This is a genomic window from Mucilaginibacter gynuensis (genome assembly GCF_039541195.1).
Lineage (GTDB): Bacteria > Bacteroidota > Bacteroidia > Sphingobacteriales > Sphingobacteriaceae > Mucilaginibacter > Mucilaginibacter gynuensis.
Map to the genome: position 1 here is coordinate 56,409 of NZ_BAABFT010000012.1, position 20,014 is coordinate 76,422.

The window sequence follows — 20,014 nt, forward strand, 5'->3', positions numbered from 1 at the left end:
TTTCATCAAACTTAGTAATAATCCCCAATACAAAAAACGCCGGAGCATTAGCCCGGCGTTCTGTTTATAACAATAATATTCTCTTACAATCCGAAGGCTTTTTTCAATTCGCCAACGGCATACATTTCGGCTTCCATAGCTTGCGGTACTACCGCGCCCATGCCAAAAAACTCATGCGTTACACCGTCGTAATTTTTACTGTCAACGGTTACACCGGCAGCTTTTAACTTATCGGCCAGCATCATACCATCGCTTTGCAGCGGATCTATCTGGGCGGTAATAATGGTAGTTGCAGGTAAACCTTTCAGTTTGGCAGCCACCAGGTTAATGCGCGGATCTTTTGCTTCGCCCATATTGTTCAGGTAGTTTTTAACAAACCATAGCATCATCGGTTTATCCAATGGTTTGGCAGCCGCGTTCTTTACGTACGATGGTGTGTTCATGTCCGCGCCTGCAACCGGGTAAACGGCCAGTATATGTACAGGTGCCTGTATGCCTTTATCGCGTGCGGCAATGGCGGTATTTACGGCAAGGTTACCACCCGCGCTTTCGCCTGCTACGGCAATCTTTTTGCTATCGCCTTTTATAGAGGCCGCGTTATCCACCACCCATTTATAGGCGGCGTAAGCATCATTATGCGCTACCGGGAATTTATGTTCAGGTGCCAAACGATAAGCTACTGATACCACAATGGCCCCGGTTTTATCAGCCAGTACATTAGCCGACGCGTCATACACATCCAAATTGGCGATAACGAAACCGCCACCATGGTAATAAACAATTACCGGGAATGGACCGCTGCCCGATTTTGGCGTGTAGATACGTAAATGAATATTGCCACCTTCTACAGCGATATCCTTGCCGGTAGTATCTACATTAAATACAGGCGCAGGTATTTTATACTCGGCCATTACGTCTTTTACCGCATCGGTAGGGGTGTGGTTTTTGCGTGCTTGCACTGCTGTAAGCTGTGGGATAGGTTTATCGCCATACGAGGCTAGTTTTTCAATTACCACCTGCATTTGCGGTTTAATATCAGGCGCCCAAGCCGGTGCGGCTCCTTTGGGTTTAATACTGTCGACAGCGTTGGTTGCCGAGCTGTCGGTTGCTACCGTAACAGAGTCGGTAGTGTCACCGGCTTTTTTTGATTCGCAGGATGCAAATATGGCCATACCAACCATTGCTGCATACGTTAATAGTTTTGTTTTCATGTTTGTTGATAGATGTTTTTCGATTTAAAGAACACCGCTTTTCAGAAAAGGTTAGCCAACTTGCGCTAAACTCCAACAACTTAAAGTTGTGTTTAATGAAAAAAAATTAATTAATTTGAAAAATACTGGCATGGTAACTGCACTGTTAATATCGCCATGCTAATAAATGCTGTTAGCGGCTGAATCAACTTTTTAAAGTCTTCTTTAATTAAGGATGAGGGAAACCTGCAAATGCAGGCGATTCTTTATCCCAATTATAGAACTAATGGGGGCATCGGCAACGGTGCCCTTTTTTGATGCCTGTAATTTTAATCGCTGTAAATCAACAGATCACTTTGAGCATCGGCATCAATTTATAACTTTACGGCAATTTATAATTCAGCATGATCATCGTTATCCAGTGCCGCGACCAGGTGGGTTTAGTGGCTTCCATATCTGCCCTGATGTCTAAACATCAATACAATATTATCTCGCTTGGCGAGCATGTTGATGTTGCCGAAAACCTGTTTTTTATGCGCCTGGAAGTGGCCGGGGATACGGTTAGTCCTGATTTAGAACAGGAACTGCAATCCATATTACCTGCCGATGCTGTGATCAAAATAAACCCACAGCCCGATAAAAAAGTAGTGGTGCTGGTAACCAAAGAGTACCATTGCCTGGCAGATATACTGATCCGTAATTATTTTGGTACGCTGGGGGCTACAGTGCAATGCGTAATTGGTAATTACACCGTGCTGGAAGATATCTGCAAGCGTTTTGATGTGCCCTTTCACCATGTATCGTACGAAACGCAGGATAAGCTGCAAGCCGAACAGCACATAACCCAACTGGTGCAGCAGTACGATCCGCATTACATTGTGCTCGCCAAATTTATGCGGATACTGTCGGCAGATTTTAATAAGTATTTCCCGATGCGGATCATCAATATACATCACTCTTTTTTGCCTGCCTTTGTGGGAGCAAACCCTTACCGTAAGGCCTTTGAACGTGGTGTAAAACTGATAGGCGCAACGGCGCATTTCGTATCCGACGAGCTGGATGAAGGTCCCATCATTGCTCAGCAGATCATCCCCGTAAACCATACCTACACCGCCGCCACCATGATGAACGCAGGTAAAGAAGTAGAAACATCCGTACTGGCACAGGCGCTGAAACTGGTATTTGACGATAGGGTATTTGTGTACAATAATAAAACCGTGATTATAGAATAACTATTTATTTGCCACCGCTTTTTGTTTTGAGGAATAAGTTTTAAGGCAGATATACCCGGCAGATGCAGCCAAAACAGATGCTATCAAGATAGCAAACTTGGCTTCGCTTTGGAGGGCCGGTGTGTTAAACGATAGCAGTGCGATAAATATCGACATAGTAAAACCGATGCCTGCCAGCAAACCCATGCCTGCCATGTGTATCCAATTTGCCTGCACAGGTAGTTTGCTTAATTTCGATTTTACCGCCGCCCAGGCCATTAGTAAAATGCCCAATGGTTTACCCAAAACCAATCCGCAAATTACTCCCAAACCTAATGGGCTAAATAACTCGCCCAACATACCACCCTCATACCGGATATTGGTATTAGCCAGAGCGAATAACGGGATAATTAGAAAATTCACCGGGTTTGATAATTTGTGTTCCAGCGCTGCTACCGGCTGGTAACCCGAGCGTGTTTTTACCGGGATAGCCATGGCTGTTAACACTCCCGCCACCGTAGCATGTACACCGGAGTGATGAATAAAATACCAGATGAATATTCCTGGTATCAAATAAAATACGATATGTTTTATTTGAAAGGCGTTAAATATCAACAATAGCGCGAAAAAGCCTCCTGCATAAAGCAGTTGATCGTAATGGATTCCCTGCGAGTAAAAAACAGCGATAACTACTATGGCGCCCAAATCGTCGACAATGGCCAGCGCCGTTAAAAACACCCTTAACGATGCAGGAATGAACTTTTTCAGCACATTTAAAATGGCTATGGCAAAGGCTATGTCGGTAGCCATGGGTATTCCCCAACCGGCCGATGTAGTGAGGTTTTGATTCAGTAAAGCGTAAATAGCGGCAGGGAATAGCATGCCGCCCAATGCGCATAATACAGGTAAAGTAGCTTTTTTAACATCTGATAGTTCCCCCTCCACTATCTCCCGTTTAATTTCAAGCCCGGCCATCAAAAAGAAGATAGCCATCAGTCCGTCATTGATCCATGCGGAAACGGAAAGTTCGGTACCGGGATGGCTGTTCAGGATATTGTTCAAGGCGTCATTCAAAGATGAGTTAGCGATAATCAGCGAGATAATCACACAGCTTAATAAGATGATTCCGCTTGATGATGGATGCTCAATGAAATCAATAGCCCGCTGCAATCGCCGTAATTTAGCCATAGCTGCAAGTTATAAATTTAAGAGGGAAACAGGGGAGCATGTTCCTGATTTAACTACAAGGAATATGAAGGTTTTCACAGAATTGCATCCACCCAGCACCCGATCGCGGAACCTGAAACCTCGAACCCCAATATCCACAACTTACAACCCACAACTCAATACTTCTCCGTAATTTTACATAACCGATGGATAATGAAACCACCACTACTTACCGCAAGATAATCCATATTGATATGGACGCATTTTACGCATCGGTTGAGCAGCGGGATAATCCCGAATTGCGGGGCAAACCTTTGGTAGTTGGTGGCCCGCCCGAGGGCAGGGGAGGCGTGGTGGCTACCGCGAGTTATGAGGCACGTAAGTTTGGCATCCGTTCGGCAATGCCCTCAAAAAAGGCTTTGCAGCTTTGTCCGCATGCTTTGTTTGTGCGACCACGATTTGCGGTTTATAAAGAAGTGTCGCAAAAAATAAGGGAGATCTTCAGCCGGTATACTGATCTGATAGAGCCGCTATCGCTGGATGAAGCTTATCTTGATGTTACCGATGACAAGCTGAATGTGGGATCGGCCATTGAAATTGCCAAGCAAATAAAACAGGCTATAAAGGATGAATTGCAGTTAACTGCCTCCGCAGGGGTATCTGTCAATAAGTTTGTGGCCAAAATAGCGTCTGATATTAATAAACCCGATGGATTGAAGTTCATCGGTCCATCGGCTATTGAGGCATTTATGGAGCAACTGCCCGTAGAGAAATTTCATGGCGTAGGCAAGGTAACGGCCGACAAGATGAAGAAAATGGGGCTACACACCGGTGCCGATTTAAAGAAGCTCACACAGGATGAACTCACAGGCAGGTTCGGCAAGGTTGGCAAATTCTATTACCAGATAGTGCGTGGTGTAGATGAGCGTGCGGTACAGCCTCACCGCGAAACCAAATCGATGGGTGCAGAAGACACCTTCGCTTACGACCTTACCACGGTTGAAGAAATGAACGACGAACTGGATAAAATTGCTCAAGCGGTTTACAACCGCCTGCTGAAATACAACTTAAAAGGCCGTACCATAACCCTCAAAATAAAATATCACGATTTCCGGCAGATCACTCGCAACCAATCTTTCCCATTCCCGGTAGGCGATCTCGAAACTATTGGTAACACTGCGAAGCAGCTCTTGCTGGCATCTGGTATTGATGATAAACGCATCCGCTTGTTAGGAATCTCGTTATCAAATTTTGGAGAGGCGGCTGTTAAAGTTAAAGGGGATGAAGTGAGTGAACAGTTGAAGTTGTTTTAAGATTTTTTCTTACTCAAACCCATAAGAAACCTGTCATGCTGAGGTACGAAGCATCTGTACACATCAAGCTGTCATCATTATTAAATCAATCGTGTCATTGCGAGGTACGAAGCAATCCCGTCGCGTTTTTTCTGCTTCTTTCAGAGTTTGTGCTGTAATTAACGTCAGTCTGCTCATTGCCGCAGCGGCTACTACTTTTGGCTGTGCCCCAAAAGTAGCAAAAGGTCATGTCCAGCAAAAGGCTTCTTGGCCGCACAAGGCCATTCCCCTGCAAAACAGTCAGAACTTAGGGCTGGAACTTTTGCCCCGCCGCGCCATTCCTCCCCACATGCAACAAGTTCGCTATGCCCGCCTTTGCGCTCATGGTCTTCACAGTTCTGCCCGTTTTCGCCCGAAGCTGTTTGCTGACGACACATTCAACAGGGCGGTTCGTTAGTCTCTCTCGCTGTCGCGGGGTTGCACCCCGTGACCCGGCATGTTAGCAGCTTTCAGCTGCCGGTAAGCTGAAAGCTTACACCATATTTGGTCACGAGTTTAGCAAAGCTAAACTCGTGACAGCATTGCCTATTTTATCCTGTCTCCTGAATCTCTACTCTTGCATCTATCCTTAACCTTTCTTATTCTTATCAGCATAACTAAACACTTTTTGCAGCAATGGTGTTGAGCGAGCCGATAGGTTTTGGCGGATGTTCAGCTCTTCTTTGGCTATCTCTACAAACAGGCCTTCAATAGCTTTTTGGGTTACGTAGGCGCTGATGTCGGGGTTAAGTTTGGTGCTAACCAGTGGTACTTTGTTATAGGCTGTAACTACATCGCTATAGTATTTAGTAGCGTTAACCTTGCTTAAGCTTGCTTGTATCACCGGTTTAAATTTTTCGGTAAGCTGGTTAACGGTAGTACGTTTAAAGTATTCGGTAGCGGCGTCTTTATTACCGAACAATATGTTGGTGGCATCTTGCAGGGTAAGCTGTTTTATTGAATTGATGAAGATAGGTTTTGCTTCTTTGGCGGCATCTTCAGCGGCGCGGTTAAGTGATAATATCACGTTATCGCATAAACTGTTCAAACCTAAAGAGCGTAATGTTTTTTCAGCTTTTTGCGCTTCGGGTGGAAAAAGTATTTTCACTACCGCGTTCCCGAAGAAACCATCTACTGCCGATAACTGGCTTGAGCTTTTGGTGGTGCCCTGCTCCAAAGCCTGTTTTAGGCCCGATGCTATTTCTAAGGCTGATGGGTTGCCCAGTTGTTGCCCGGCAGTTTGTGCTACCTGGTTAAGGGTGTCGCAGCCAGATAGTGGCGCTAACAATAATAATGCGGCGGGGATTAGTAAAAATGCTTTTTTCATATGTAGTTTAAACCTGTATAAAGGTAAATGGTTTAGCGTTCATCTCGAAATACTTAGTGTAACATGCCCGCTATAAGTATATTTTGAAACGGGTTAAAAACAAAAAATCCCGGTTTTTGTGGCCGGGATCATATATTGTGAATTGATTCAATATTGTTAAGCGAATACGCGGAACAGCGAATAAACACCCGCGGCTATCAGTGCCGAAATAGGGATGGTGATGATCCATGCCCAAACCAGGTTAATGGTTACACCCCAGCGTACAGCCGATACACGTTTGGTTAAGCCCACACCGATAATTGAACCGGTAATGGTGTGCGTGGTTGAAACCGGTATACCCAAACGCTCGGTGATGAACAATGTTACGGCACCCGCGGTTTCGGCACTTACACCTTCAAGCGGGGTTACCTTGGTAATTTTGGTACCCATAGTTTTAACGATCTTCCAACCGCCCGACATGGTACCTAATGCGATGGCGCTGTAACAGGTAAGCGGGATCCACTCCGGCATTGGCATGCCATCGGTAATTACGTTAGTAGTTACCAGCGATACGTAGATGATACCCATTACCTTTTGCGCGTCGTTACCACCGTGTGCAAAGCTCAGCGCGGCAGATGATACCAGCTGGCCTCTTTTAAACCAACGTTCGGCAGTAGAGGGCTTGGCATTTTTACACAAGTGTAATATAAGTATGGTAATAATATAAGCGATAAATAAACCGATGAACGGCGCCAATACAATGTAGGATATGATCTGGATCACATAATCCATTTTAACAGCGCTTAACATATTATGACCCATGTATAAGGCATTGGTCATACCGGCACCGGCAAAGCCGCCTATAAGCGTGTGCGACGAGCTGGATGGGATACCGAACCACCAGGTAATTAAGTTCCAGGTGATGGCGGCAATTAAACCGGCCATAATTACATGGATGGTTACATAATCGTGCAGTACAATTTTGGCAATGGTGTTGGCTACTTTGTGGTCTTTTATAACAAAGAAAGCCAAGAAGTTAAAGGCTGCTGCCCATAACACGGCCTGAAAAGGCGTAAGTACTTTTGTTGATACGATGGTAGCGATAGAGTTGGCGGCATCATGAAAACCATTGATGAAATCGAAAATGATTGCCAGAACTATTACTACAACAAGCAGGGAAGTAACCATGTGTGGTGGTATAAAGGAAGTTACGCGTTTTTAACTAAAATTGATTCCATTACGTTGGCGGCATCCTCGCACATATCTGTCGCGGTTTCAAGCGCGGCATATATCTCTTTGTATTTTATCAGTTGGATAGCGTCTTTCTCGTACAGGAACAGGTCGGCAACGGCGCGGTCAAATACATAATCGGCCTGGTTTTCCACACTGTTTATCCTGATGCATGAATCAGCTATGTTACGTACGTTCTTAAGGTCTTTCAGTTCCCTTACGGCTTTTTCAAGATCGATGCTGGCCTGTAGTATCAATTCAGATAATTTGCTGATATGATCGTTAGGGGCATCAATACGGTAAAGGCTCATACGGTTAGCGGCACCGTGTATATAATCGGCTACGTCGTCAATTGCGGTTGCCAGCGCATGTATATCTTCTCTGTCGAAAGGAGTAATAAAGTTCTTGCCAAGTTCCAGGTAAATCTGGTGGGTTATTTCGTCGCCCTTGTTCTCTAACTTATCAATTTGCTTAAAAAGCTCCTCTTTAGTAGCAACATTGTTTAGGTTAACTGCCTCTACTAAAATGGTTGCCATTGCTACCACATTGTTTGAAGCCTGCTCGAATAATGGAAAGAAAACCTTTTTATCTTTAGGTACAAAGTATTGAAATATACTGTTTAATGACATCGTAATCGTATTTCCGACAAAGGTAACTTTGCAATGTTAAGTTAATGTTAACTTTTTAGTGTTGGTAAACTCGGGAAGGGCAAATTCTGCTTGGCTTTTTGCAATGTGAAGCCAAAAGTTGAACCTAATCCTTCGGTACTGCGCACGTTGATGGTTTGCTGGTGCGCCTCTATAATATGCTTAACAATGGCCAGTCCCAAACCCGAACCACCTATCTGCCTCGAACGGCTGGTATCGGTACGGAAAAAGCGTTCGAACAAACGCGGTAAAAATTTCTCTTCAATGCCGATGCCATCATCCGTAATTTCAACCAGTACCTGCTCGTGCAAATCGAACAGACTAACGGCCGTGTTGCCACCTTCTTTTCCGTATTTTAAAGAGTTATCTATCAGGTTAATGAGCACTTGGCTTATCTTCTGCCTGTCGGCATATACCAATATGGAGTCGTCGTATTTTTGCTTGAATATCAGCTTAATATGATGTTGTTTGGCTTTCATTTCCGATGCCTCGATCACTTCGCGCAGCAAATCGTTGATCTTAAATTTAGAGTAATTGATCGGTATCTCACCCGATTCCAGTTTAGAAATTTCATCAAGGTCTTTGATCAAATAGCTCAACCTGTCAACATTGCGGGCTGCCTTTTGCAGAAACTGGCGGGCCATATCCTTGTCCTCCAGGTCATCATCCTGTATGGCATCAATATAACCCTGTATAGCAAACAGCGGGGTTTTAAACTCGTGCGATATGTTCGACAGGAAATCGCGGCGGAATTTCTCCTGTTTGCGCAGCTCGTTGATCTCGTCCTTTTTTTGCGCTGCCCATTCTTTTACCTCGTGCTCCACATCGTTAATGGGGTCGGCGCTTACGTGTTCGCCAAGGGCATCGCGCAGGTCGCGGCCCAGTTTAAGGTTGTGTATCAGTTTGTAGATCAGTTTTATCTTCGAGTAGATATACTTCTCTATCAGGTAATAAAATATCAGAAAGCTGATAATAAGCGCTACCGAAAAGGTAACGATCACAGCATGCCAGTTATGTTGAAAATAGTAGTTGGCAACAGATAAGGTAACAGCAACGGCAAAGGCGTTGATAAAAACAAGTACACGCAGTTTCATACCGTAAAGTTAACCTTTAGAGGGTATTAGTTATCAACTAAACTTTATGAAATTGTTATTTAGTAATATCAGCCTCAATAAAAACGGTTACCTCGTCGCTTAACACCATGCTGCTGCCGCCTACATTAAAATCGTTACGGTTTATTTTAAAGCTGCCTTTAAAACTGGCCGTGTTGCCGGTTTCGGTATAAGTGAAGGTTACATCAACCGCTTTGGTTTTGCCTTTTATGGTAAGGTTAAATTTCGACTTGAAGTTATTACCGCTCTTTTGCTGAAACGAAACCGATTTTAGGGTAATGGCTGCATAATGTGCCACATCAAAAAACTTCTCGCTGCGCAGGTGCTCGTCGCGTTTGGTGTTTTCGGTGTTGATGGAGTTGGCATCGATCGATGCTTCAATGCTGCTGGTAGCCAATTGTGCCGGGGTGAATTTTATATCGGCCTGTAAGTCGCTAAACTTACCCTCGGTAGTAATACCCATATTTTTTACTTCGTACCTAACTACCTGGCGGGTTATAGTAGTTTTGGTTTGCGCGTACGCTGATGACATAATGAACGCGCAAACCAATAAAAAACCAAATTTTTTCATGCTCAATTAACGGTAATAAAAACGTTTTTATATAAATAGCTTCCTCTTATTTTTCTTTAGCGATGCGCGTAGGCGTATCCTTGCCGCTTACTATAGTGCGCGAGCTTAAAGCGATAGCCCTGATGGTTGAGGTAATATTGCCTGCATCCAGCGAGCTGAACTCATCTTTTACTGTGTGGTATAGCTTATCGCTGTCTATCTGGTCGGTTGAAATACTGTGTGCCGGTACACCTAAACGAGCCAGTGTGGCATTATCGCTGCGGTAAAAAAGCTCCTGCTCCGGGTAAGGATCCGGGTGAAACTGGAACACGGTACCTTTTAAGTTCTTTTGCAAAATGGTACCGAAGTTTGACCTTTCGTAACCGGTAATAAATGCCGAGTTAGTACCGAACTTTGAAGCCTTGCCAATCATTTCGATATTGAACATGGCTACAGTTTTTTCGGGGTCAACTTTTTCTGAGAAATGGCGTGAACCGTAACCGCCAATTTCTTCGGCAGTAAAGGCTACGAAAATTAAGGTGCGGGCGTTATTGTTTAGCTTTTTGTAATACCTGGCTAATGAGATCACCGCCGTGGTGCCCGACGCATCATCGTCTGCACCGTTGGCTATGCTGTCGCCATCCATTGGTTTGATAATACCGAGGTGATCATAATGGCCCGAAAAGATCACAAACTCTTTGGGTTTGGTTTTACCTTTTAACACACCAACAACATTGGCCAAAGGCAGTTCTTCGGTTTTACTTTCGTAAGTTACAGTGTAATTCTTTACCTCATCATACTTACCCAGTACAAAAACAAGGGCTTGTTTTTCGCTGCCTTTCGCTACCAGTTGACCATCAGACGAGCGCTGTTTTATCCGTTTAAATATGGCATGGAATGAAGTATCAACAACGATGATCATCTTTTTGCCGCTCTCTATATATTTAAAATATTCTTCCCTGAAGTTGGCTCCCGCTGCAATTTTTGCCACCTCCGCGCCGCTGTTGCTGTCCCATGTAAAGGATGCCCCGGCAGCTACGAATGCCGAATCGGGCGATAATTCAGTCCCGTTGATGTTTACTGTTGCTTTTAACGGCGTTGAACGGTTAAGGCTGAAGCTTTGCAGATAACCCTTATTGCCCGTTAATGGCGTAAGGCCTATCTGTTTAAATTCATTAGCTATAAATGTGGCTGCCTTTTCAATGCCCGGTGTAAATGTACCACGGCCCTGCATGTCATCGGCCGAAAGGGTTTTGATAATGCGCTCCACATCGGCGCGTTTTATCAGCTTGTTAACATTTTGCCCGAAGCTGTTAACCGATAAGGCAACGAGTGCCGAAGCGGCTATAATATGTTTTATGTTCATGATAGTATTATTTAACTTTTGATTGTAACCAATTATTACGGAAAGCTTCCTGATCTGCCGTTAATGTTTTGCCCGCCTTTTCAAACGGCACGACTTCAAAATACGGGTTTTCTTCTAACACGATAGTAGTTTGATGATCACCTGTACGGTTCTTATAATTCACTACTATTTTATCGCCCGGTTTTTTGGTCGCTACGATATCGTTAAACTCTTTTTGCGTTTTTATACTCTTGCCATCTGCCTTCAATATCACATCACCGGCATCAATGCCTGCTTTGTAAATAGGAGTACCTTGTACGGTACTCGTTGCTATGAACAAACCACTATCAGCCACTGCCGAATGTGCCTGCCCTGCACGGCTGCGGCCAAAATTGTTAAACAGCGGACCAGCCCACGCCGCGCCCGGTTTTGCCTTTTGCATAGCAAAGCCCGCGTTGGCCAGTAGCGGTACATAATTGTTCTTCTCGAACCCATAAATATATTGCTTGAAGAAATCCGACGCGAAGCCCGGCTCTTTGGTGAGCTGTGCGAGCGCCAGTTGCAGCATTGGTATGGTATAGGCCCTCTCTTTTTTGCCGTATAGCTGCCAAACCTTGCGCATATAATCATCCAGGGTAAGGTTAAACTCGCTGCGCAAACGCAGATCGAGCGCTAAGGCAGTCGCGCCGCCATATACATAGTACGAAGTGAATATGTTGGGGTTATTATTGGCATCAATAGATACACCTGCATCGGCAAATACCGCGTAGCGGCTCATTTGGGCCGGTGAATATTTAGCCGCGGCAGGCATGTTCAACACCGAATTAACCAAACCGGCTAACACCTTGCCATAAGCTTCATCATCATGAAAACCGGCGCGGCGCAGCAGCATTTCGCCATAGTATTGCGTAAAACCCTCGGCAAACCAAAGTTCGGCACTTACGTTGGAGTGCTCAAAGTTGAATGGTTCTAATGATTTTGGGCGGATGCGCTCCACATTCCAGCTGTGAAAGTACTCGTGCGAGAAAGTGCTTAACACATCAACCTCGTTACCACCAATTTTATCAATAGGATCGGTAATAATGGTGGAGTTGCGGTGCTCCATACCATCGCCGTTTACGGTAGGGTGTACGTTGTTGATGAAGGTATATTCGCCATAATCGTAATTTGGCAGTTCGCCGTATATCGCTTTTTCTTCCAGTACTACCTTTTGCACCATTTTGGCGAAGTTATCTACCACCTGCTGACTATCATCGGAATATACATGCAGGTTCACCTTTTGCCTTTTACCATCCGGATTTACCACCTCCCAAGATGCCGATTTAAAGTTCGACAGCTCGGTAGGGCTATCCATCATGTATTGCAGGTTGGGCGCGCTGTACACGTTATCGCCCTCGTTCTTTAACTGGGTTGATACCTTCCAGCCGTATTTTTCAATGCCGTTGAACTTGAATTTTACAGGTCTTTTGTCGAGCCCTGCTACCCACATAAAACTGGCGGGCATATTCAGGTGTGCCTGCCCGGCATCAATACCGGCATAAGTACCATCAACCCAATTGCCAAACAACGTATAGCTAATGTTTACGGTTGAAGGGTGCATGGCTACTTCGTACACATCGCCCTCAATTTGCTTAAGAGGAAGTTCGGTGCCTTTATCGGTAAATGCCTTTACGTTGTATATATTCTTGCCAAACTCGTGCGTGGCGTAACGCCCCGGCGAAGAACGGCTCATGCGAAAACGCATTGGGCCGGCAGGTGCCTGCGGTACGGTAATTACAATCTCGGCCTCGTGGTGTACCGCGTTAGGGAACGATACATTATAATATACAGGGGCTTGTGATCTTTTTTGCGCGAATAACGCGGATGTGCCTATACAGGCCACCGCCACTAATAGAAGTTTTTTCATGAGAACCAGTTAACAGGCTGAAATTACTATAATTTTTCAATAGCGGTAAAAAGCGCCCGCCTGTTAACCGATTATTATTGTAAAAGATGTAATACGTATGGTATAAGCTATTGCTTATCAGCCGAAACATTAATCATAGCTATGCCTGCCCAAGTCATACTCTGCCTGGCCGGTAATCATTTGCTTTCGCTTGTTTACATCGGCATCAAGATGGTGATCGTATACGTTATCGGTAACGGCAATGTCGCGGTCTTTATCCTTTTCGGCATGGTAAATATTAGCTTCGGCTATTTTGGCGATGGCTGTATCATAAGGCCCTTTGGGCGACATCAACTTTACAAATACCGGTAAGCACTCAAACAAAATGAACAGGTAGCCAATGAACGCTATGGCAAGATAAGTATCCAGGTCGCGCGTGCCGTTCTCATTATATGAGAGCTGCCCCAGGGCCCAGTTACGGTCGGAGAAACCGGCCACACTGCTGAGGCTGTCTAGTTGTTTTTCGGAGAAAAGACGCGTGCTGTTCAGTCCTTCGTAATCTTTACGGGCGCTGAGGTATTGGTCCATCTGTCCTAAATTATCGGTAACGGTTTTCAGGCGGGCCTGCTTTTCTTCTAATACCGACTGCTTTTGCTTGGCATAAGTGCCGTAGCCCGATATGCCCGAAGTTTGGTTGGTTTTATCGCCAAAAACCTCCTGGTTAAGCTGGTAACGTGAGCGATTAATGTCTTTCTCTAAGGAGTCTTTCTCTTTTTTCAGCTCCACGTTTTTACCCAGCTCCATAGCATATTTTTGCTGATAGGTTTTTTGCAGGGTATCAATTTTACGGTGCTGACCTTTCAGGTAAGATGTTTTTAACTTCTGGCGTATTTCTTTATCAAATATCTTGAGTTCGAGCGGGCGCGATATTACAACACCTATCATAATAGCCAGTAAAATACGCGGCGACGCCTGCAAGATCTGATGGTTGGTGCTGCCTTCTTTATTTATGCTTGATACGATATACCTGTCCATATTAAAAATGGCGGTACCCCACAGCAAGCCGAACAGTATGGCAAAGCCAACCGCGAAAGCGCTGCCACTGAACACGAAATACATAGCATAACCGCCGGAAAGTGCTGCAAATAAGGCGGTAAAGAATATGGTGGCACCTATACCAACATACTTATTATGTTCAATGGGGTACTTTTTTAGGGTATCAATATGCGCTCCTGAACAAAACCAGAAAAAGCGGGTAATTTTCTTCATCAATAATTAAAATTACTTTAACTACTATAAAACGCCTTTACTGCCTGATTGTTACAGCACAAAAGGTCAAATATTTGCAATTTGCCTTAAAGGGAACGGTTATGGTGTTTTAAGTAAGAGCAACGTTAATTATAAACATTTAATGCTATTGTAAATATTTATTGGCCACAATAGCCATTTTGATTGTTTGCTATATAAAAAACATACATTTGAAAATTAAATAATTATACCATGAACGAAATTACCGTACAGGAATTAAAAGAAAAGCTTGACAGGGGCGAAGATTTCCAGCTGATAGATGTAAGGGAAGATTTTGAATACGAAACATCAAACATTGGCGGTCAGCATATACCATTGGGTGGTATTTTAATTGAGAAAGATAAATTATACAAAGATAAACCGGTAGTTATTATGTGCCGCAGCGGTAAACGCAGCGCGGTAGCAGTAGCGCAATTAGAGCAGCAGGGTTTTACCAACCTGTACAACCTGCAAGGCGGTATATTAGCCTGGCAAGCCGAAATTGACCCGGATATACAAGTGTACTAAGCCATGGGTAAAAAGATTGCACTTAACGTACTGTACAACGTAGGTATAGTAATAGCTATTATTATAGGTTACTGGGGCGTTGAACATGGCCGTTACGAATTTTTACTTGGCGCGATATTTATTGGCGGGGTATTTATAGCCCTCAAAATAAGGCTGCGTAAAGAAGTAAAAGAGCTGATAGATCAGCACAGAAATAACTCGAAAAATTAAGCTTGCCATATTCCGGCCTTACGAAGTTTTCAAAACTTCGTAAGGTTTTGGCCGAGATGCCAACGCTGGTCACTCTGAGCTTGTCGAAGGGTGCGTGCGAAGGCCTTTCCGCGCGATCCTTCGACAAGCTCAGGATGACCACCCCACAGTAACTCAATAACAACCATTCCCCCAACACTCACGATGGACTATAACGATACCCCCTTTAAATCATACGAATTTGAATTTGACGGTTACCCGGCGTTCGCCATTATCAATTCAACGCTCGATGGCTTTGATAACAAGGCGGCCTATCCGGTATCGGTTTTTATAGGTATTGAACCCGAACAGGTTGATGAGAATGGGCACCCCAGCGATGCGGAATACGAATACCTGGAGGCAATAGAATCCAGGTTGTTAGAGAAGTTAAAACCGTACGATGTGATCTACGTAGGTCACACAACCATACCTCAACGCCGCGAAATTATATTTTACATACCTAACGATGAATCGCTTATCGCCTTTTTTGAAGAATGGGGAACTACTACCGGCAGGCTCACCGATGTTGATATTGAAGAGGATGCCGATTGGGAAAATATACAGGCTTTTATAGATTAATACCCAAGCCTGGTTCGCTGTTCAATACCCACCTGCCATTTTCAAAACCGGGTTGCCGGTAAGGATTGTTTACTGTTAAAAATGGCCCATCGAGGTCGGCCCAGTCGCATTGCGGGGCGAGGGCTGCCGCGGCGAGGGTGGCGCAACTGGTTTCGCTCATGCAGCCTATCAGTATTTTCAGGTTCAGTTCGCGGGCTTTTTGTATCATCAGCCCGGCCTCATACATTCCTGCCGATTTCATTAGTTTTATATTGATGCCATGGTAAACACCATAAGCTTTCTCTACGTCGGCCAGCCGCTGCACGGCTTCATCGCCAATAATGGGGATTGGGCTGCGTTCGGTAAGCCAGGCATTGCCGTCAATGTCAGCCTTGTCCATAGGTTGTTCTACCAGTTGTACCCCTTGTTCGTGCAGCCAATGCAATAAGTCGAGGCTTTGGTGGCGGTCCGTCCAACCCTGGTTGGCATCGGCATAAAGCGGGGTATCGGTTACGGAACGTATCGTACTGATCAATTCCTTATCGGCATCGCGGCCCAGCTTTACCTTTATTACCTTAAACCCTTCGGCCTCTTTTACCTTTTGTCTTATTATTTCGGGCGTATCCATACCAATGGTATAGCTGGTTACGGGCATTTTTGCAGGATCACTGCCCAGCAATTGCCAGCAGGGTTGTTGTTTGATCTTTCCATCCAGATCATGCAGCGCAATATCAATGGCCGCTTTTATGGCCGGGTTGCCAGTGGCAAGACTATCCAGGTAGGTAATGATCTCCGCAAAATTAAAAGGGTAAGTAAACCGGTTTACATCAACCTTATTTAAAAATGCTGCGGCGCTTTCGTGACTTTCGCCCATGTAAGGTACCATAGATGCTTCGCCATAACCTATATAGCCCTCGTGTTTAAGCTGTACCAGCATTAAGGGCGTAGATGTGCGCGTGAAGCGGGCTATGGTAAAAGGGTGCTTCAGTTGCAGGTCATATGGCTGGTAAGTCAGTTGCATGTTATAAAATCAAAGCTAAAAGTTTCCAATCAATTTCATGCTTATCTTTGCGGCCATGCCGGCACAAATTTATAATCCGTTCGAGAAGTTTAATTTTAGTAACAGAAACTGCTTTTTAACCGGGCAGCAACTGATCAGTGAGGAAGAGAAAATCCAGGTTTTTCCGCAATGGCTAATGAGCCGTTTTAATTTACAGGATCAGCCTTTTAAGCTGCTTGATGAAAGCATGGCTACTTATAAAGACCTTAAATTACCCTGCTCGGCACAAATTAACCACGACTACCTCGAACCCCTCGAAAACGAAATAGCCGAAGCCTTTGAGCGTGGTTATGATGCCGTTAAACAGCTGGAGGAGGTAAAGCTTTTTCAATGGGCGGGCAAGTTATTATATGGTATCATTTTTAATGAGATACAGGCCGGCATACGCCAGCAGCATAATAATGGCGAAGATTTTAACATGTCGCAGGCTATTATACACCGGTTTAGCCATTTGCATTTGATGCTGCAAAGCCTTAACCTGCCTATTATATTTGACGAGTTTACACCCTTCAGCCTATTTCTGTTCAAAGTAAATAACAGCGAAGATATTTTTGGCTACCGCGATGAGATCAATACGCTTACATTTTCGTTACGTATTAAAGATTTCGGCCTGATCATTTGTTTGCAGGATAACGGCACCAACAGAAACTACCATCACGAAGTACTGGCAAAAATGGGCGACGAGTTATTGCACCCTATTCAATTTGAAGAAATGAACGCGCGGTTGTTTTATTCGGCCTACCTGTTTAACCGCCTGCCCGAGTACAATATATTACCCGTTAACGAGGATATTTATATTGAAGCTATGCCCCTGCGGGGTATGAGCAGCAAACCGCTGTTTGACCACTGGATGAACAAAACCTATGGCCAGGTACTGGAAAATTTCTGGAAAAACTGGGGCTTTTTGCTGCTGGAGATCATCAAAGATCCCGAACACCCGGTAAGCTACCTGCTTGATAAAGAAGGTGAGTTTATTAAAGCCAACGATATTACCCTCGCACTATAATCTTATCCCGAACTGACTCAAACAAATAGCGATAACATCGGGATTAAGCGCAATGGTGATCAATAAACCGCTAAGCGCACCATATAAGTGGGCATCGTGGTTAATGGCATCGTGTGAGTGTTTCGAGGCGTAGGTACAATACAATAAATAAAGCCCGCCAAATATATATGCCGGTATTGGAAATGGGATAAACAGTATACCCATCTGGCTTTTAGGGTAATACAATATAAAGCCAAAAATAACCCCGCTGATAGCTCCCGAGGCGCCAAGACTGTGATAGCCATAATTATCGCGCTGTTTATAAATAGTCGGTAAATCGCTCAATACCAATGTTGCTATATATAGCAAGCCAAATTGCCAGTGCCCTATGGTTGCTTCCAGCATAAAGGCGAAGAAATAGTAGGACATCATGTTAAAGATGAGGTGCATCCAGTCTTTATGGATCAGTCCGCTGGTAAAAATGGTATAAATGTATTGCTTGCGCGATACACTATACGGGTGCAGCATAAATTTACCGTAAAGCGTTTCGTTTGAAAACACCATTAACGAGGTAATAATTGTAATTATAAATATGAGTGCCGCCACCGGGGCCATCTGAAGATATTCAATCATTTAAGGTCGAGTTTGGTATCGGTCAATAACCTGCCGATAGGGTAGCGAAGATATGTTTTTTCGAAATAAGGTGAGTTGCGGTACACAAAATATAGCTGTGCTTCGGCATCGGTGGCCAGCTTGCTATCTTTCGCCTTGGCATCGTCGAGTTTCTTGCGTAGTTCAGGGTCTTTCTTTAGCAGGTCGGCGGCCATGTCTTCAAATACATAATCGGAGAAATATTCCTTTTGCCCCAATACCGAATCAAAAAAGTTCCAGGTAAAAAATGAATCGACACCCTGGGGTTCCAGCGTTTCAACAATATAGCGGTTTACCGGCTGGTTGGTGTACACTACGTAATCGCCGGCGTAAAACTTAATTTTGGCATCAACCGGGTTTAGCTTTACACCGTTATGGGTATAATGCCCTTCATACGGACGAGCCGCTGTTTTATAATCATCAATATAATACATCTGCAAAGCCAGCGTGGTATCGTGGCTTAGTGTCTGCATCTTTACGCCGTTAAGTTTAAACAGGTCTATCACTTTACCCCAGGCCTGCGGTATAACATAGGCCACGGGTTTATCAACACTTACTATTGGTTTATAGGTATTATAAAACTTTACGGTTTTGGTGTAAGGACTGTTCCTGTCGTAATACAAACGGTTTAAGCCGCTTACTTCACTGGTTTTATATTTGGCTTCGTAGCCTTTAAAGGTGATGGTATCTACCTTCTCCATATCCAAAGTCCAGGTAAGCGGGAAGCTTTTCTGCTTTTTAACCTGCTCATCTGCCAGTTGTTTCAGCTCGCCAATCTGTTTTGCATCGCGGGCAATGGTGTTAATAAAGTTTTGCATCAGCGCGTAGGTGGCATATACCCGTTTATCAAAGGGCTTTAACATGTGGGTTTCGGCCATGTAGCTGATCATATTGTGTAATACCGCGTAGCCTGTTGAAAACCTCGGCGATTCCATAAAACTCACAATGCCCGAATCCGGCAGTCCGGTTTCGCCCGCGCCATAAGGGATCATTTCAAAACCATCCTTTTTCATACCGCTATACAAGGCAGGGGTGAGGGTTTGGGTAGTATAATCAGCCAATAGAGGGATCTGCTTGTCTTTTTGGGTTTCAATCAGTGTCATTACATACTGATAGTCGGCGCCATCGCTGGTATGGTTATCCAGCAGTACTTCGGGCTGCCAGGTGTTGAGGATCTGCTCAAAGGCAAGTGCGTTGCGGCTATCGGCCTTAATAAAATCACGGTTCAAATCTAAATTACGGTAATTCCCTCTGAAACCGTGTGCCCGTGGTCCGTTTTGGTTGGCGCGGGAAATACCGCGGTTCATGCTACCGTCAATATTATACAAGGCAATAAAACACAGCACTGCATTTTTGGGCAGTTGTTTCTTTTTCAGCAGATCGCGTACCAGCATCATGCTGGCATCAATGCCTTCCGGCTCACCGGGATGGATGCCGTTATTGATGAGAAATACCCGCTTATCCTGCTTTTTTATCAGCAACGGGTCGAACACCTTATCAGCCGATAATACGACTAAAGTAAGTGGTTTGCCTGCATCGGTACTGCCGTAATTAATTAACCGCATTTGCGGATATTGGGTAGCCAGCTTTTTGTAGTAAGAAATTACTTCGGGATAAGCAGCGGTATAGTTTTTATCCTTACTTTGTTCAAAAGGAGTAAGCTGGGCAAATGTGCCGGTATATATAATGCTGAAAAAGAGGGCGGCTAAAAAACGTTTCATCAGTTAAATTTAACCAAATATA

The 20,014-nt window shown here is 44.5% G+C and carries 19 protein-coding genes; 6 read left to right on the top strand and 13 right to left on the bottom strand.

Annotated features, from left to right (window positions below):
• Positions 1 to 83: 83 nt before the first annotated feature.
• A complete protein-coding gene (locus ABD894_RS19740) occupies positions 84 to 1,211 on the bottom strand; it encodes an alpha/beta hydrolase (protein WP_345212798.1) in 1,128 nt (375 codons plus the stop codon).
• Positions 1,212 to 1,594: 383 nt separating this feature from the next.
• Between ABD894_RS19740 and purU the strand changes: the two genes are divergently transcribed.
• Positions 1,595 to 2,422, top strand: coding sequence for a formyltetrahydrofolate deformylase (gene purU / locus ABD894_RS19745; protein WP_345212799.1), 828 nt, complete (start codon positions 1,595 to 1,597; stop codon positions 2,420 to 2,422).
• Here the strand turns inward: purU and nhaA are convergent, their stop codons facing one another.
• Positions 2,423 to 3,589, bottom strand: coding sequence for a Na+/H+ antiporter NhaA (gene nhaA, locus ABD894_RS19750; RefSeq protein ID WP_345212800.1), 1,167 nt, complete (start codon positions 3,587 to 3,589; stop codon positions 2,423 to 2,425).
• 185 nt (positions 3,590 to 3,774) lie between these two features.
• Between nhaA and dinB the strand changes: the two genes are divergently transcribed.
• Positions 3,775 to 4,881, top strand: coding sequence for a DNA polymerase IV (gene dinB / locus ABD894_RS19755; RefSeq protein ID WP_345212801.1), 1,107 nt, complete (start codon positions 3,775 to 3,777; stop codon positions 4,879 to 4,881).
• Positions 4,882 to 5,488: 607 nt separating this feature from the next.
• Here dinB and ABD894_RS19760 read toward each other — a convergent pair.
• The 8 genes from ABD894_RS19760 to ABD894_RS19795 all read right to left on the bottom strand — a co-directional run bounded on the left by ABD894_RS19760 (position 5,489) and on the right by ABD894_RS19795 (position 14,243).
• Positions 5,489 to 6,226, bottom strand: coding sequence for a DUF4197 domain-containing protein (locus ABD894_RS19760; RefSeq protein WP_345212802.1), 738 nt, complete (start codon positions 6,224 to 6,226; stop codon positions 5,489 to 5,491).
• A gap of 156 nt (positions 6,227 to 6,382) precedes the next feature.
• Complete coding sequence (locus ABD894_RS19765; protein WP_345212803.1) at positions 6,383 to 7,393, bottom strand: inorganic phosphate transporter; 1,011 nt, start codon at positions 7,391 to 7,393, stop codon at positions 6,383 to 6,385.
• Positions 7,394 to 7,413: 20 nt separating this feature from the next.
• Positions 7,414 to 8,064, bottom strand: a complete 651-nt coding sequence (locus ABD894_RS19770) for a DUF47 domain-containing protein (RefSeq protein ID WP_345212804.1) — start codon at positions 8,062 to 8,064, stop codon at positions 7,414 to 7,416.
• Between the two features lie 47 nt (positions 8,065 to 8,111).
• The gene (locus ABD894_RS19775; protein ID WP_345212805.1) at positions 8,112 to 9,176 is read right to left on the bottom strand and encodes a sensor histidine kinase; all 1,065 of its coding nucleotides are present in this window, start codon (positions 9,174 to 9,176) and stop codon (positions 8,112 to 8,114) included.
• Positions 9,177 to 9,231: 55 nt separating this feature from the next.
• On the bottom strand, positions 9,232 to 9,765 hold the full coding sequence (locus ABD894_RS19780) for a YceI family protein (protein ID WP_345212806.1): 534 nt from the start codon (positions 9,763 to 9,765) through the stop codon (positions 9,232 to 9,234).
• Positions 9,766 to 9,811: 46 nt separating this feature from the next.
• Positions 9,812 to 11,110 carry a M20/M25/M40 family metallo-hydrolase gene (locus ABD894_RS19785; RefSeq protein ID WP_345212807.1) on the bottom strand — a complete coding sequence of 433 codons (1,299 nt, stop codon included), beginning with the start codon at positions 11,108 to 11,110 and terminating at the stop codon, positions 9,812 to 9,814.
• Between the two features lie 7 nt (positions 11,111 to 11,117).
• Positions 11,118 to 12,995, bottom strand: coding sequence for a M61 family metallopeptidase (locus ABD894_RS19790; protein WP_345212808.1), 1,878 nt, complete (start codon positions 12,993 to 12,995; stop codon positions 11,118 to 11,120).
• A 129-nt stretch (positions 12,996 to 13,124) separates the two neighbouring features.
• Positions 13,125 to 14,243 carry a DUF4407 domain-containing protein gene (locus tag ABD894_RS19795; protein WP_345212809.1) on the bottom strand — a complete coding sequence of 373 codons (1,119 nt, stop codon included), beginning with the start codon at positions 14,241 to 14,243 and terminating at the stop codon, positions 13,125 to 13,127.
• Positions 14,244 to 14,474: 231 nt separating this feature from the next.
• Between ABD894_RS19795 and ABD894_RS19800 the strand changes: the two genes are divergently transcribed.
• The 3 genes from ABD894_RS19800 (at position 14,475) to ABD894_RS19810 (ending at position 15,596) form a co-directional block, all read left to right on the top strand.
• Positions 14,475 to 14,789 (top strand): rhodanese-like domain-containing protein, encoded by a 315-nt coding sequence (locus tag ABD894_RS19800; RefSeq protein ID WP_345212810.1) that lies wholly within the window; start codon positions 14,475 to 14,477, stop codon positions 14,787 to 14,789.
• Between the two features lie 3 nt (positions 14,790 to 14,792).
• A complete protein-coding gene (locus tag ABD894_RS19805) occupies positions 14,793 to 14,999 on the top strand; it encodes a DUF6358 family protein (protein WP_345212811.1) in 207 nt (68 codons plus the stop codon).
• Positions 15,000 to 15,182: 183 nt separating this feature from the next.
• Entirely contained in the window at positions 15,183 to 15,596 is a 414-nt protein-coding gene (locus ABD894_RS19810) for a DUF695 domain-containing protein (protein WP_345212812.1), read from the top strand.
• Here ABD894_RS19810 and ABD894_RS19815 read toward each other — a convergent pair.
• Positions 15,586 to 16,596 carry a dipeptide epimerase gene (locus ABD894_RS19815; protein WP_345212813.1) on the bottom strand — a complete coding sequence of 337 codons (1,011 nt, stop codon included), beginning with the start codon at positions 16,594 to 16,596 and terminating at the stop codon, positions 15,586 to 15,588. The genes ABD894_RS19810 and ABD894_RS19815 overlap by 11 nt on opposite strands.
• A gap of 55 nt (positions 16,597 to 16,651) precedes the next feature.
• Between ABD894_RS19815 and ABD894_RS19820 the strand changes: the two genes are divergently transcribed.
• Positions 16,652 to 17,641 carry a hypothetical protein gene (locus ABD894_RS19820; RefSeq protein ID WP_345212814.1) on the top strand — a complete coding sequence of 330 codons (990 nt, stop codon included), beginning with the start codon at positions 16,652 to 16,654 and terminating at the stop codon, positions 17,639 to 17,641.
• Here ABD894_RS19820 and ABD894_RS19825 read toward each other — a convergent pair.
• Together ABD894_RS19825 and ABD894_RS19830 are read right to left on the bottom strand one after the other, a co-directional pair.
• Positions 17,636 to 18,253 carry a rhomboid family intramembrane serine protease gene (locus ABD894_RS19825; protein ID WP_345212815.1) on the bottom strand — a complete coding sequence of 206 codons (618 nt, stop codon included), beginning with the start codon at positions 18,251 to 18,253 and terminating at the stop codon, positions 17,636 to 17,638. The two genes, ABD894_RS19820 and ABD894_RS19825, sit on opposite strands and share 6 nt — an antisense overlap.
• Positions 18,250 to 19,992 carry a M14 family zinc carboxypeptidase gene (locus ABD894_RS19830; protein WP_345212816.1) on the bottom strand — a complete coding sequence of 581 codons (1,743 nt, stop codon included), beginning with the start codon at positions 19,990 to 19,992 and terminating at the stop codon, positions 18,250 to 18,252. The genes ABD894_RS19825 and ABD894_RS19830 overlap by 4 nt, the downstream gene beginning before the upstream one ends.
• Positions 19,993 to 20,014: the final 22 nt, after the last annotated feature.